This window comes from Pseudomonas sp. S3_B08 (assembly GCF_054667725.1).
Genome location: NZ_CP162750.1, coordinates 1,285,508 through 1,299,021 on the forward strand (window position 1 = coordinate 1,285,508; position 13,514 = coordinate 1,299,021).

A 13,514-nucleotide genomic window follows, 5' to 3' on the forward strand; every position below is an offset into this window, starting at 1 on the left:
ATCTGGTTAACCCGTTGCAGTGGTGTGTTCTGCATGGGTTCAGATTAGGGGGCAGGGCGGTGTCGGCGTTAGGCGGATACTGTTGGCAATTTGCCTGATTCTGCTCGCTGAAGATGATTTACAGGCTAGCGACCTTATGGCTTCACGGCGCCGCGAGCAATCAGGTTCCGCCAGTGAGATAGCTTTGCACTTGCCTGACTACATCCCGGGCGGTGCGGGTTACGCCGATCAATGTGGCAGAAGCGAGCCCCGTCCAGTCGCCGTAACCCACCAGCCACAGATCGGGTATCGCAACGCTTCGGCTTTCGTCAACAATCACTTTGCCATCCCGGCCTACAACGCCCAGGTTGTTCAGGTGGTCGAGCGCTGGAGAAAAGCCCGTGCACCAGATGACAGCGTCCACCTTTGTCTCGATCCCCGATGACCACACAACCCCTGTCGAAGTAAAACGCGTGAACGGCCGTACTGCGTTCAGTACACCGCGTTCGCGAGCCTCCTTCACCGGTGGCACCATGACGATGTCGCCCAGCCCTCCAATGGGCTGTTGAGGCTCGACGCCATCCTGCTGCGCCTTCAGTCGAGCAGTAGCGCGTTCGAACAGGACGCGTCCATCCACCTCATCAGGTAAGAACGTTGGGGCCTGTTGCGTGACCCAGGTTGCCTGCGCCACTTTGGAGACCTCGGCGTAAATCTGGGCGCCGGAGTTGCCGCCACCGACGACAAGGACGGTTTTACCCGCAAACCCGTTCTGCCCGACGTAATGAGCGGAATGAAGCTGCCTGCCTGCAAACAACGCCTGGCCGGGATAGTCCGGTACGAACGGGCGGCTCCAGGTGCCTGTTGCACTGATAACCGCTTTGGCGTCCCAGTAATTGTCCTTTGAGATAACGCGCAACCCGCCTTCGATCTTCTCGACACCGGTCACCCGCGTGGAGCGGATGATGGGGAAGTCATACCGGCGCTCGTACTGAGTCAGGTATTCGACAACATCGTCCCGCCCGGGCGTCCCCTCGGATATGGCCGGCATCGGCCAGCCTGCAATCGAGCTCCATGCCGACGGCGAGAAAAGCCGCAGCGAATCCCAGCCATGCCGCCAGGCGCCTCCCGGTCCCGGCTCGGCATCGAGCAGCACGTAAGACAAGCCTGTGCGCTTCAAAAAATAGGCGACTGTCAGCGCGGATTGACCACCACCAATGACCACGACATCAAGTTTCGAATTCTGACTCACCAGCATCCTCCCGGCGCAAAGGCCTCAACATGTGAAAGATCGTGGTGCGCTCATACCGTTTCCGCACACAGGTATCAAATTGAACGCTGGTTGACTCGTCTGGACAGCTCTTCGGCGGATTCCTTGCGCTCGGAATAACGGTCGACCAGGTAATCCTGACGATCGCGCAAGAGCAGCGTGAACTTCATCAATTCTTCCATCACATCCACCAAGCGGTCGTAGTACGAAGAAGGCTTCATGCGACCCGCTTCATCGAACTCGGTGAACGCCTTGGCCACGGAAGACTGGTTCGGGATGGTGAACATCCGCATCCACCGGCCAAGTACCCGCAACTGATTGACCACGTTGAATGACTGCGAGCCGCCGCAGACCTGCATCACAGCGAGGGTTTTGCCTTGCGTAGGTCGTACAGCGCCCAGCGCCAGCGGAACCCAGTCGATCTGCGCTTTGAACACGGCACTCATGGAGCCGTGACGCTCAGGAGAGCACCACACCTGACCCTCGGACCATTGCATCAGCTCGCGCAGTTCCACGACTTTGGGATGCGTGTCGGGTGCGTCATCAGGCAGCGGCAGACCCGCAGGATCAAAAATCCTGGTTTCGGCGCCAAACTCATTCAGCAGGCGTGCCGCTTCTTGCGTGACCAGACGACTGAACGAGCGCTCTCGCGTCGATCCGTATAGCAGCAAAATGCGAGGTTTGTGGGGCGAAGGATTACGCGGAGACAGCTGCTCCAGCGTAGGAATGTCGATCAGGTCGGCGTGTACGTTTGGCAATGTGTCTTGCATATGAACTCCTGCGGCGGCACCTGGAGGGGGGGGCGCCTCGGTTGATCTTCAAAGCGAACCGATGCGGTTCAGTTCAGCTTGCAGTTGGTCAGGGCTCATGGTCTTGAGCGGCAGTGCGAGAAAAGCACTCACGCGTTCCTGAATTTTGGCCAGTGTGCTTTCAAACGCTGCGGTGATCTCGGCTTCCGACCCGCTAGCCTCAGACGGGTCGGCCAGCCCCCAATGCGCCTTCAAGGCTGGGCCGAAAAAGATCGGGCATGCTTCTCCCGCAGCCCGATCACAGACGGTGATCACGATGTCCGGAGGCGAGCCCTCAAAAGCATCCGAAGCCTTGCTGCTCAAGCCCACTGTGGAAATACCCGCCGCCTCCAGCGTTTGCAGTGCCCGTTGATTCACCCGGCCACTGGGAAAGCTGCCTGAGCTGACAGCGTCTACGCCCTCGGGCGCCAAATGGTTGAAAAGCGCCTCGGACAGAATGCTGCGGCAGCTGTTGTGGGTGCACATGAACAAGATTTTCATCAGACGATTCCTTGATTCAGAAACTGAGGCGCAGTGCCAGGGTGGTTGATCCGGTGGGCATGAATCAGCTGCACATGGCCTGATTGACCGGTCGGTCGCTCATGCAGCACAGGCGCTTGGCCTCGGTTTCCAGCCATGGCTGATTGGCGTCTGCCACTGCCTTCAAAACTGCTGCCACCCACGCGGGCACATCAGGATTCAGTCGGTAGTACACCCATTGACCCTGGCGACGATCCAGCAGCAAACCGGCGGAGCGCAGCAGCGCCAAGTGGCGAGAAATCTTCGGCTGACTCAGGTCGAGCGCTGCCGTCAGCTCGCATACACACAACTCGCCTTCGCGCACGACAAGCAGGGAAATTTTGGCCCGGGTGTCATCGGCCAGACACTTGAACAAGGTGGTGGGGGTCATGGGTTCTGTCATACATCCTCCAGAAGCTTGTGTCTTGACCAAAACGAAGAGCCTGATGCGCTTGCGGATGTCGTGACGCGTAGGGTGAAAGGCGGCGGGATGATTGCCGAGCAATGGATACGGATAACCGAATATACGCATAGTCATATATCTGGTAAAGCGAATATAACAGGGGTTGAACCGTCGAGACTGATAGCGACGGACCGCGCGGATAGTGCCCGCGATTTGTCTGATTCCAACTGATTGAAAATAGCCATTGACTTAGAGCACGCTCAAACCTTTACGGTGATGACATGAATCCAGAACTGACAATTTCACAGTTGGCCAAGCGCCTTGATTTGAGCGCTCACACGATCCGCTATTACGAGCGCATCGGGCTGTTCGACCCGGTTGGGCGCGGTGGCAATGGCCACCGGGTGTACGCCGAGAAGGATGTGCTGTGGGCCGAGTTTCTGCTCCGGTTGAAGGCGACCGGAATGCCGATCCAGCAAATGCTGCGGTATGCCGAACTGCGCCGATCAGGCGACTCGACCCTGGCAGAACGCCGCGAGCTTCTCGAGCAGCATCGCCGGGACGTGCAAGCGCAGATCAGCCAGTTGAGCCAGTCCCTGGAGGTTCTGGATAACAAGATTCAGATCTATCACCAACTCGAGCAAAAGGAGCATCACCATGATCCGTAAACTTCCCGGTCTCAATCGTTTGCTGTCCGCCACACTTATTGGTGCAAGCGTGACCAGTGTCGCAGCGCCCGTGGAGATGACTGATCGTCGAGCGCGCGGAGAAGCCGCTCTGACGCAGATTACTGGCGGACCTGGTCAGGCAGTGGTTGATTCATTGAAGGATACTGCTCCAGAACTTGCGGACTGGATTCTGAGTTTTGCCTACGGCGATGTCTTCGCCCGCCCCGGCCTCGACCACTGCACTCGTGAGCTGGCAACCGTTGCGGCACTGACCGCACTGGGCAACGCACAGCCACAACTGAAAGTGCATATCGGCGGCGCCCTGAACGTCGGGTGCACACCGGAGGCGGTGGTCGATGTGATCTTGCAAATGACGGTATACGCAGGGTTTCCCAGTGCCCTGAACGGTATAACGGCTGCGCGTGAAGTCTTTGCTGCTCGCGGGATCAGTGTTAAATCCTAGGTGCGCACGCTGCAGAAACTGCGGGATAAAGCCAGATTCAACCTACCACCCACCCCCCATGCAACTGCACAAACCGCACCTGCAGCCATTCGATAAACACCTGCACCTGCGCCGGCAAATGCGTGCGGCTCGGGTACAAAAGCGTCACTGGCCGAGGCAGCGGGCGCAGCGGTTGCAGAATTTCCACCAGAGCACCGTTAGCCAGATGCTCTGCCACCGCGATACCCGGTGCCTGAATAATGCCGAAGCCCGACACGCCACACTGCACGTAGGCGTTCGACTCGGTGACGGTAATACCTTGGCGGCTGACGTAGGATTTCTGTTTGCCCTCAACTGAAAACTGCCAGGGCAAGGTGCGGTTGTTCTGGCCCGAGAGAAAGTTCACGCCTTGATGGTTCGCCAGATCTCCAAGCGTTTCCGGTGTGCCGTGCTCGCGCAGGTATTCGGGCGCGGCGCAGGTGACCATGGTCGCCAAGGCGATAGGGCGGGCGATCAGGGTTGAGTCGGGCAGCTCGCCGATGCGCAGCGCGCAGTCGATGCCTTCGCCGACCAGATCAACCGCACGATCGGTGACGCCCAGCACCATATCGATGCCGGGGTAGGTGTCGGTGAATTCGCGCAGGCTTTTGATGAATTCCAGCTGCGCGAACGCCGTGGGAATGTCGATGCGCAGGCGGCCGGACAGCGTGGCTCCGGTGCGATCGAACATTGTGGTGGCGGCGGTGATCTCGGCCAGAATTTCCTGGACCCGCTGATAGAAAAGTTCACCCTCGGCGGTGAGTGCGACTTTCCTCGTAGTGCGCTGGAAGAGGCGCACGCCCAGCGATGTTTCCAGTTCCTGAATATAGCGAGTGACCTGCGGCCGGCCGATGTCCAGCGACTCAGCGGCTTTGGTGAAACTGCTCAGCTCCGCCAGTCGGGCGAACAGGCGCATTGATTGCAGTAATTCCATGACTTTTCCGGTGAGCTTCAGTATCTGGATTTGTTGCCTGAGAATAGAACAATCATGTCTGTTTCCAAGCATTTATTGCGCTGATGTAAAAGCCAATCATGGCCCCAAGGCAAGCCCGCTGAGGGTTTGCGGCCAATAATGCATTTGGAGACACATCATGAAAGCGTGGTTACTGAAAGATTTCGGGCTCGACAATCTGCAACTGGGCGAGACGCAAACCCCGCAGCCCAAGGCTGGCGAGCTGCTGGTCAAGGTCGGCGCGGTCTCGCTGAATTTTCGCGACAAGGCCATCGTTGACGGTATCTACGAGCCGCACCTGGTGCCGAAACCGCTGATTCCGGTGAGCGATGCCGCCGGTACCGTAGTTGCAATCGGCGCCGGTGTTACTCGTTTCAAGGTTGGCGACCGCGTCAATTCACATCTGTACTCGCGCTGGTTGGATGGCGAGCCGGGGCCGAGCGAGCCGGATTATTGCTTCGGTTCGCCGCTGCCCGGTGGCCTCGCCGAGTACATGATCATTCATCAGGACAGCGCCGTCGGCGCGCCGGCCAACATGAGCGATGAAGAGGCGGCGACACTGCCGATCGCCGCACTGACTGCGTGGTATGCGCTGGTGGATTTCGGCGCTATTCAACCGGGCCAGACTGTGTTGGTGCAGGGTACCGGCGGCGTATCGATTTTCGCCGTGCAGATCGCCACCGCGCTGGGCGCCAAAGTCATCGCTACCTCAAGCAGCGATGAAAACCTGCACGCGGTAAAACGTCTGGGCGCGGTCGCCGGTATCAACTACCGCAGCACGCCGAACTGGGCGGACGAGGTGCTGAAACTCACCGAGGGCAAGGGTGTGGACCTGCTGCTCGATGTGGCGGGAGGCAATGGCATCAATCAGTCGGTAGCAGCGACCAAGGCCTCGGGGCGGATAGCGCAGATTGGCTTTCTGACAGGGCAGACCGTCGAGCTGAACCTGATGCCGCTGATCTTCCGCCAGACCACCATTCGCGGCATTGCGGTGGCACCGCGTTCATCGTTCGACCGGATGAACGTGTTCCTCGCCGAGCACGACATTCGCCCGGTGATCGACCATGTCTATCCATTCGAACAGGCGCGCGAGGCCTATGAGCATCTGGCGAAAGGGGCGTTTGGCAAGGTTGTGATCAAGGTGAGCTGATCAGCGAAAACGTCAGACAAACCAAGGCCAGTCAGCTCAACGGACTGGCCTTTTTTTATGTCTGTCCTAGCGCAAATCCTCCGGCTGCATCGTCAGAATAATCTTCCCGACATTCTGCGAAGACTCCATCCTCCGATGGGCATCGGCTGCGCGGGACAGCGCAAAGGTGCTGTCCACCACCGGTTCCAGACTCGCAGCGCCGGCGAAGCGTTCCAGCCAGTGGTCGCGAAAGCGCTGGATCATCGCGTGCTTCTCCGGCTGGGTGCGCGACTTCATCACCGTGCCGATGATTTGCAGGTGCCGGTAGAGGATGTGCTCCAGCTCCACGTCGACCTTGCCGCCGCCGCCAAGAATGCCGACCTGCACCAAGCGGCCACCGTGGGCCAGCGAGGCGATGTTGCGGGCGAAGTAGGGCGCGCCAATAAAGTCGATGATCACGTCGACCCCGCGCCCTTGGGTTTTGTCGGCGATGACTGCGGCGAAATCCTCGTTTTTGTAGTCGATGGCCACGTCGGCGCCCAGGTGTTCGACGCGCGACAGCTTGCTGCCTTCGGTGGTCGCGTACACCGTGGCGCCTGTGGCGTAGGCCAGTTGCACGGCAGCGGAACCGACGCCACCGGCGGCGGCATGGATCAGCACTGAGTCGCCTGACTTGAGTCGGGCCAGGTGCAGCATCGCTTCGTGGGCGGTGACGAACACTTCGGGAATCGCCGCGGCGTGCACATAGTCGAGCTGCGCCGGAATCGGCATGGCCATGCGGTAGTCGATGCGCGCCAGTTCGGCGTAGGCGCCGCCACCGACAACGCCCATCACCCGGTCGCCGACGGCGAATCCGCTGACCTCGCTGCCGGTCTCGAGCACTTCCCCGGCAATCTCCAGACCGATGATCAACGAGTCGCCGAAGTTCGCATGGCCGTAGCCGCCGGTTCGGTGAGTCAGGTCGGCACGGTTCACGCCGGCCGCATAGACACGCACCAGCAGGTCGGTCGGGCGCACTTCAGGGTTGGGCGCTTCGCCGAGTTGCAGCACTTCTGCCGGACCGAACGCTTTCAGGTTGATGGCTTTCATCTCAGCGTTGCTCCGTGTCGGCAAGGGTGGCATTGGCGATGGCCGAGGCGGTGATGGCGCCCGGAAAACCGACGTAAAAGGCCAAGTGAGTGATCGCCGCCGACAACTCTTCATGGCTCACACCATTGCTGACAGCGCGGCGCAGGTGCGCGGGCAACTCTTCGCAGTGGCCGCCGGCAATCAGCGCGGCGACAGTGATCAGGCTGCGCTCGCGGGGTGACAAGGCGGGGTCACTCCAGATCTGCGGGTACAGCGTTGAGTCCACGAATTGCGCCAGTTTCGGGGTGAAGGCGCGGGCGGCTTCGCGTGGGCTGCTGAAATCGATAGTCGACATGGAAATCCCCTTAAACCTGGCTGATGAATTTGTTGGTGAGATAGTGCTCGATGCCTTCGATGCCACCTTCAGAACCGTGGCCGCTTTCTTTCATGCCGCCGAAGGGCAGTTCGGTGGCGACGATGCGGTACTGGTTGATGCCGATCATTCCGGCTTCCAGGCCATCGGCGACGTCGATCGCGGTGCGCGCATTGGAAGTGAACGCGTAGGCCGAGAGGCCGTAGGGCAGGCGGTTGGCTTCTTGCAGGCCATCGCTCAACTCATCGAAAGGCATCAGTATCGCGATGGGGCCAAAGGGTTCTTCGTGCATGATTCGCGCACTCATCGGCACATCGGCCAATACGGTGGGCTGAAAGAAGAAGCCTGCGCCCGGCAACGCTTCACCGCCGGCCAGCACCCGTGCACCTTTCTCCACGGCGTCGGCGATCAGGTGCTCCATCTTCGCCAGTTGCCGTGGGTTGGCCAGAGGGCCGACCTGGGTTTGCGGATCCATGCCATCGCCGATTTTCAACGCCTGGGTGGCCGCGACGAAGTGCTCGACAAACTCGGCGTAGGCCTCACGCTGGATGAGAAAACGAGTCGAGGAAATGCACACTTGGCCGGTGCCGCGAAAGCGATTGGCGACGCCTTCCACAGCTGCCTTTTCGATGTCGGCGTCGGCAAACACCAGCACCGGGCCGTGGCCGCCCAGTTCCAGAGTGATCGGCTTGACGCCTTCGGCAGCGCGGGCCGAGAGCAGCCGACCGATCGGCACCGAACCGGTGAAGGTCACTTTGCGAATGATCGGTGAGGCAATCAAATGGCTGGACACTTGATCCGGCACACCGAACACCACTTGCAGCACGCCTTTGGGCAAGCCGGCATCGTCCAGCGCCCGGGCCAGGGCCAGCGCGGTGGAGGGGCTTTCCTCGCCAGGCTTGAGCACCACACTGCAACCGGCAGCCAGCGCTGCCGAGAGCTTGCGCGCCGGGGTGATGGCCGGGAAATTCCACGGTGTGAACGCTGCGACGGGGCCGATGGCTTGGCGTTTGACCAGTTGCAGTACACCCGGACGATTGGCCGGGACAACACGGCCGTCGATGCGTCGTGCGCTTTCGGCGAACCACTCGAAATATTCCGCCGCACGGGTCACTTCATCGAGGCTTTCGCGCAGTGGCTTGCCTTCTTCCAGTGTCATCTGCGCAGCGATGTGCGGGGCGCGTTCGAGGATCAGGTCGGCGGCGCGCTTGAGGATTTTTGCGCGCTGGTCCGGCACGGTCTGGCGCCATTGGTCGAAGCTCAGTCGGGCCACTTCGAGGGCGTGATCCAGGTCTTGGGCGGTGGCGAGTGGCACCTGACCGATTTCCTCGCCGGTTGCCGGGTTGACCACGGCAGCGGTAGCGCGGTCCTGGGCGGTGAGCCATTGACCACCGATGAAGAGATAGAGCGGATCGTAAAGAGTGTTCATGGATGTCGCCTTCATGGTTAAGGATTCATTCGGCGCCTTGTACGCAGTAGTTCAGGCGTCCCGTGGAATCCAGTCTATGGAAGGCGTGCCGTTTGATTTAGCCGGCCACGAGGGAATCATTGTTGTCCCAGAAGGTAATATCGAGCGCAGGGGCGAGCGTGTAGCATCCGTCCTTATCCGCAGTGAGTGGCAGTTCTACAGGACGATCAGGATGGACAAACTTTCAAACATGTCGGTGTACATCAAGGTAGTCGAGATGGGCAGTTTCACTGCCGTGGCCAACCATCTCGACTCCACCGTCGGTAACGTATCGCGTGCGGTCTCGGCGTTGGAAAACGTACTCGACACCCGCCTGTTGCAACGCTCGACCCGGCGTCTCTCGGTGACCGACGCGGGCCGGCGGTTTTATGAACGCTGCGTGAAGATTCTCGCTGACCTGGAAAGCGCCGAAGCCGAGGCGAGCAATGCCGCCTTGCAACCACGAGGGACGTTACGCGTGCACTGCGTGCCCGGACTGGCGCGGCAACTGGTGACCGGCGCGGTGCTGGAATATCGCCAGGCGTTTCCCGAAGTGACCGTCGATTTGATGCTCTCCCAACGCATGCCCAATCTGCTTGAGGATCAGTTGGACGTGTCCATTCTGATCGCGCGAACGCTGCCGGATTCGGCGTATGTCAGCCAGAAGATCGGCGTCAGTCACTGCGTACTGGTGGCCTCTCCGCAATACCTGGCGCGGCATGGCGCCCCCGAAACGCCGGAGCAGCTTTGCGATCATCAATGCCTGCTGCTCGGTACCGTGGATTACGTGCGCGATGAATGGCAGCTCAAAAGCAAGGCGGGCGATGCGACGTTCATTCCGAGTGGGCCGAGTTTCAGCGTGAACGATATGGACGCAATGGCCGTTGCCATTCGCGAAGGGGCGGGGATTGGTCTGTTGGCAGGCTTCACGGCGATCGACGATTTGCGTGCCGGCAGGCTGGTGCGGGTGCTGCCCGATTACCACACCTACGAGCGCAATGTTTACGCGGTCTACACGTCTCGCCAGTTTGTCGATGCGAAGATCACGCGATTCATCGATACCTTGAAAACCCGGGTCGGCGCGCAGTTGGCGAGCACTGCTCAGGCGCTTATCGATTGAAGCGGTAAAGCATTTGCGTCTCAGCGAGCCAACTCTGAGACGCAATGGGTGTGCGAGATATTGGCCGGATCAGCCGTTGCTGCAACCGCTGCCCATGACCTCGTATTGCAGGATGTGCTGTTTGCCTTGGGAGTCCTGATAAGTCATGTGCACCGGCACTACGGCGCAGACATCCGGCACGGGATCTTCCGAGATGATTTTGGCGACGTCGAGGTGACTGGCGTAGGTGTATTGCTCGACGGGAGGCGTGGTAGTCGAGTCCTGAGCCATGACCACCGAGCTGAAGCCGAAGAGTGTGAGGACGAGCATTGAGACTTTCATGGGTATTTTCCTTTGCTGAAGTTGAGTGTGCTGCTGGAACAAACTCTATGCGGCGGCTGGCGGGGGAAACAGGCGCGGATTGGGTAAAGACTGTTTACGGTTTGAGCCACAATCGGCATGGGGTGAACGATCGCGCAGGGTTCAGCGCAAACAAAAAAAGGCGCCGGTGAAGGCGCCTTTTGTTTGTCTCGTTTCTTTATGGCTCGCCATGCAATCGGCAGCTACGAAAACGCCGGGCTGATTTCGGCGGTTTTCGCTGAGTAGCTTGCCACTCGCGCCGAAATCCACTTGCGGCTGTAAGCCAGCACATGGTCAGCAGTGGCGGTCGGGAAGTGAATAAACCCATGCGGACACTCCGGCAGCACATACATGTCCACCGGCGCCGCTTGCTGCCAGCGCTCGGCGATGAGCCGCGTGTCATCCAGCAGCGGATCGAGGTCGCCGGCAAACAGCAGCGCTGGTGGCAGTCCGCTGAAATCGCCATACAGCGGCGACAGTGGTGGCTGGCGTCGTTGTTCGTCGCTGATATCAGGTGTGAGCAGGCGCAACGCTTCGACCATGCCGGGGCCGTCGAGCACCAAGGTATCGGCTGGCGCGGCGCGCACGCTGGGCGTGCCGGTCAGGTCGTAGACGCCGTAATACAGCAGCGCGCCGCAGATCCGTTGCAGCAGTTGCGGCGAAGATTTGAGGGCGAGCAGGGTGGCCGCCGCCAGATGCCCACCGGCCGATTCACCGACGACGACCACGGGCAGTCCGGCAAATTCGCCATCGTTCAATATGCCGCGAGTGGCGCGCAGACAGTCTTCCAGCAAGCCCTCGATTGGCGTCGACACCGCCAGCCGATAATCCACCGACAGCACCGCCACGTCGCAAGTATTGACGATGGCGATGTTGAAGTTGTCGTTCATCTGCGCATTGCCGATCACCCAGCCGCCACCATGGAAATCCAGCACCACGCCTCTGGCTTTGCCCTTGGGGCGGATGATGCGCACGGGCACCGTGTCGATGATCTTCCGTTCGGCGCTCAGCCGATGCTGGCGCAGCTTGCCAGCGCCGCCGAGCTGACCCGCCCGCAGCAACGCCTGAATCAGCCGTGGGGTGAGGCGATTGCGGATCTTGAAGCGTGGCAGCCAGGCGAGCTTTTTGTTGAATGCGCGAACCTGTGCCAGCTCAGGCTCGCCTTGCGGCCATGGAAATTCGCTCACAGGCGATTCTTCATCAGGATCGAGCAGTTCAGCGCCGCCGCAACGCACAGCCACGCCAGGTACGGGAACAGAATCAGCCCGGTGACCACGTCCAGTTGCAGGGCGAGCACGACCATCACCGCGACCACCACCCACAGCACCGCCAGGATCACCAGCGCCGCCAGCACCTGATGCGCGCCGAAGAACACCGGCGTCCACAGCGTGTTCAGGGCGATTTGCGCGGCCCACAAGGCCAGCACCGTTTGGCTGCCGGGGATCAGGCTCAAGCGATAACCGGCCCAGGCCAGCAGCAGGTAGATGATCGTCCACGCTACCGGAAAGGCCCAGTTGGGCGGGGTGAAAGAGGGTTTGGTCAGCGATTCGTACCACGGGCCGGGTTTGAACATCACGCCAGTGGTTGCCGCCGCCGCGCAGGCCAAGAGGAAGATGAAAAAGGTCATTGCCAGTCCTTAGCTGTGATCAGCTGTTGTGGAGAGTTAAGAAGAGGACGCTTCGCTGCGCAAAAAGTTTGTTCGCAAATGCAATTTGGCAGTCAGGTTGAACTAAAAGCTGACCGCTGCGTCAGGATAAACAGTGCCTTTTCCCACCGACGCGGACGACAACATGTACACCTATCACATTGAATACCGTTTCAACGGCGAGCCTCGTACTTATCTGCTCGAACTCAAGGAAGCGCAACTGGCCGAGCACGACGCGGCGATGCATCTGCTCGAACTGCATCTGGGCGATGCAGAAAACAGCCTGGTCATGCCCACGGCGGATTCGACGCCAGAGCAGATTCTCGAGCAGGCCGAGCGGGTAGGGATTACGCATATCCGGGTGGTCAGCCGGACCAATTGACGCCCGCATGCGGCGCAGGCGTTAGCAGAATGTGCTCTGGATTCAGGCCATGCGCCGCAATACCAGCACCATCCCCGCGCCTACGAGGCCCATGCAGGCGATCAGCACGGGAAAGGACATCCACCATGGGACGCCGGACGTCATCATGCTGAACTCCGACATGCCACCGATGCCGGCGATCAGGTTCAAGGGAAGGAATACGACGTTGATCAGTGTCAGCTTGCGCAGGGCCCGGTTCATGCTGTTGTTGGCAAGATTGCCGTGGGATTCGATGAGGTTGGCGAACACCTTGGCGTGAATTCTGGCCTGCTGAAAGCTTTGTTCGTTTTCCACGATCAGATCGTTCAGCGCAGCCAGTTGACTGTCGCTGAAGCCCTGACGCTGGCCGTGGTTGCGCAGCAGCGTCAGCACCGCACCGTTACTTTGAATCGCATTGACGTAGTACACGAGGCTTTCGCTCAGGTTGTACATCTGCGCCAATTGCTGATTGTCCATTGCCCGCGTGAATTGCTGTTGAATCTCCCGGGCGATCTGTTTGACCACGCGCAAATGCCCGAGATAGTGATGAACGCTTTCAGCGAGTAACGCCATCAGCACGTCCAGCGGCCCGGTCATTTGCGCATCGTGCTCAAGACCCGAAAGCAGCGAGTTGCTCGCGCAAATGACCACCAGGCGTTTTTCGCTCAGCACCACTCCGAAGGACGAAACGTTGAATGCGCGCCCGTCGAAGCTTTCCGGACGCTTCCAGATCAGGAACAGGTGATCTGGCTTGACCTCGATGCGGGCCACTTCATCTGGGTCCAGCGACGACTCTATCGCTTGTGCGCCAATGCCCAGGCGTCTGTGCAAATCCAGTTGCTCGGCTGCGTCCGGGGCGACACACAGCCAGACAGTCGCCTGGTCCTCCGATGTCCTGTGCAGGGCGCCGCAATCAATGCAATAGCCTTCAATCAT

Annotated in this window: 17 protein-coding genes; 5 read left to right on the forward strand and 12 right to left on the reverse strand. The window is 60.0% G+C overall.

Going from position 1 to position 13,514, the window contains the following annotated elements:
- Positions 1-160: 160 nt before the first annotated feature.
- From AB4N73_RS05930 to AB4N73_RS05945, 4 genes are all read right to left on the reverse strand, one after another.
- A complete protein-coding gene (locus tag AB4N73_RS05930) occupies positions 161-1,234 on the reverse strand; it encodes an ArsO family NAD(P)H-dependent flavin-containing monooxygenase (protein ID WP_353187658.1) in 1,074 nt (357 codons plus the stop codon).
- A gap of 68 nt (positions 1,235-1,302) precedes the next feature.
- Entirely contained in the window at positions 1,303-2,016 is a 714-nt protein-coding gene (gene arsH, locus AB4N73_RS05935) for an arsenical resistance protein ArsH (RefSeq protein ID WP_041480526.1), read from the reverse strand.
- 48 nt (positions 2,017-2,064) lie between these two features.
- Positions 2,065-2,535 (reverse strand): arsenate reductase ArsC, encoded by a 471-nt coding sequence (locus tag AB4N73_RS05940; RefSeq protein ID WP_256808740.1) that lies wholly within the window; start codon positions 2,533-2,535, stop codon positions 2,065-2,067.
- Positions 2,536-2,599: 64 nt separating this feature from the next.
- Positions 2,600-2,956, reverse strand: coding sequence for a metalloregulator ArsR/SmtB family transcription factor (locus AB4N73_RS05945; RefSeq protein WP_256808739.1), 357 nt, complete (start codon positions 2,954-2,956; stop codon positions 2,600-2,602).
- A gap of 281 nt (positions 2,957-3,237) precedes the next feature.
- On the opposite strand from AB4N73_RS05945, the gene AB4N73_RS05950 reads away from it, so the two are divergent.
- A complete protein-coding gene (locus AB4N73_RS05950) occupies positions 3,238-3,624 on the forward strand; it encodes a MerR family transcriptional regulator (protein ID WP_056784936.1) in 387 nt (128 codons plus the stop codon).
- Between the two features lie 70 nt (positions 3,625-3,694).
- On the forward strand, positions 3,695-4,087 hold the full coding sequence (locus tag AB4N73_RS05955; RefSeq protein WP_016774346.1) for a carboxymuconolactone decarboxylase family protein: 393 nt from the start codon (positions 3,695-3,697) through the stop codon (positions 4,085-4,087).
- A 37-nt stretch (positions 4,088-4,124) separates the two neighbouring features.
- Here the strand turns inward: AB4N73_RS05955 and AB4N73_RS05960 are convergent, their stop codons facing one another.
- Positions 4,125-5,039: a LysR family transcriptional regulator gene (locus tag AB4N73_RS05960; protein ID WP_460143052.1), complete on the reverse strand. Its 915-nt coding sequence runs from the start codon at positions 5,037-5,039 to the stop codon at positions 4,125-4,127.
- Between the two features lie 157 nt (positions 5,040-5,196).
- On the opposite strand from AB4N73_RS05960, the gene AB4N73_RS05965 reads away from it, so the two are divergent.
- Complete coding sequence (locus AB4N73_RS05965; protein ID WP_236169206.1) at positions 5,197-6,207, forward strand: zinc-dependent alcohol dehydrogenase family protein; 1,011 nt, start codon at positions 5,197-5,199, stop codon at positions 6,205-6,207.
- Between the two features lie 66 nt (positions 6,208-6,273).
- Here the strand turns inward: AB4N73_RS05965 and AB4N73_RS05970 are convergent, their stop codons facing one another.
- The 3 genes from AB4N73_RS05970 to AB4N73_RS05980 are packed head-to-tail and all read right to left on the reverse strand — an operon-like array spanning position 6,274 to position 9,056.
- Positions 6,274-7,275: an NAD(P)H-quinone oxidoreductase gene (locus AB4N73_RS05970; protein WP_460143053.1), complete on the reverse strand. Its 1,002-nt coding sequence runs from the start codon at positions 7,273-7,275 to the stop codon at positions 6,274-6,276.
- 1 nt (position 7,276) lies between these two features.
- The gene (locus tag AB4N73_RS05975) at positions 7,277-7,609 is read right to left on the reverse strand and encodes a carboxymuconolactone decarboxylase family protein (protein ID WP_110599182.1); all 333 of its coding nucleotides are present in this window, start codon (positions 7,607-7,609) and stop codon (positions 7,277-7,279) included.
- Positions 7,610-7,619: 10 nt separating this feature from the next.
- On the reverse strand, positions 7,620-9,056 hold the full coding sequence (locus tag AB4N73_RS05980) for an NAD-dependent succinate-semialdehyde dehydrogenase (protein WP_460143054.1): 1,437 nt from the start codon (positions 9,054-9,056) through the stop codon (positions 7,620-7,622).
- Positions 9,057-9,267: 211 nt separating this feature from the next.
- On the opposite strand from AB4N73_RS05980, the gene AB4N73_RS05985 reads away from it, so the two are divergent.
- Entirely contained in the window at positions 9,268-10,194 is a 927-nt protein-coding gene (locus AB4N73_RS05985; RefSeq protein ID WP_252869271.1) for a LysR family transcriptional regulator, read from the forward strand.
- A 69-nt stretch (positions 10,195-10,263) separates the two neighbouring features.
- Here AB4N73_RS05985 and AB4N73_RS05990 read toward each other — a convergent pair whose 3' ends face one another.
- From AB4N73_RS05990 to tspO, 3 genes are all read right to left on the reverse strand, one after another.
- Positions 10,264-10,515 (reverse strand): DUF2790 domain-containing protein, encoded by a 252-nt coding sequence (locus AB4N73_RS05990; RefSeq protein WP_252869272.1) that lies wholly within the window; start codon positions 10,513-10,515, stop codon positions 10,264-10,266.
- 221 nt (positions 10,516-10,736) lie between these two features.
- Positions 10,737-11,720, reverse strand: a complete 984-nt coding sequence (locus AB4N73_RS05995) for an alpha/beta hydrolase (RefSeq protein WP_460143055.1) — start codon at positions 11,718-11,720, stop codon at positions 10,737-10,739.
- Positions 11,717-12,160, reverse strand: coding sequence for a tryptophan-rich sensory protein TspO (gene tspO / locus AB4N73_RS06000; RefSeq protein WP_041480509.1), 444 nt, complete (start codon positions 12,158-12,160; stop codon positions 11,717-11,719). The genes AB4N73_RS05995 and tspO overlap by 4 nt, the downstream gene beginning before the upstream one ends.
- A gap of 133 nt (positions 12,161-12,293) precedes the next feature.
- Here tspO and AB4N73_RS06005 point away from each other — a divergent pair, with 133 nt between their 5' ends.
- Positions 12,294-12,560, forward strand: coding sequence for a hypothetical protein (locus AB4N73_RS06005; protein ID WP_041480507.1), 267 nt, complete (start codon positions 12,294-12,296; stop codon positions 12,558-12,560).
- Positions 12,561-12,602: 42 nt separating this feature from the next.
- On the opposite strand, the gene AB4N73_RS06010 is transcribed toward AB4N73_RS06005, so the two are convergent.
- Positions 12,603-13,514 carry a magnesium transporter CorA family protein gene (locus AB4N73_RS06010; RefSeq protein WP_150742655.1) on the reverse strand — a complete coding sequence of 304 codons (912 nt, stop codon included), beginning with the start codon at positions 13,512-13,514 and terminating at the stop codon, positions 12,603-12,605.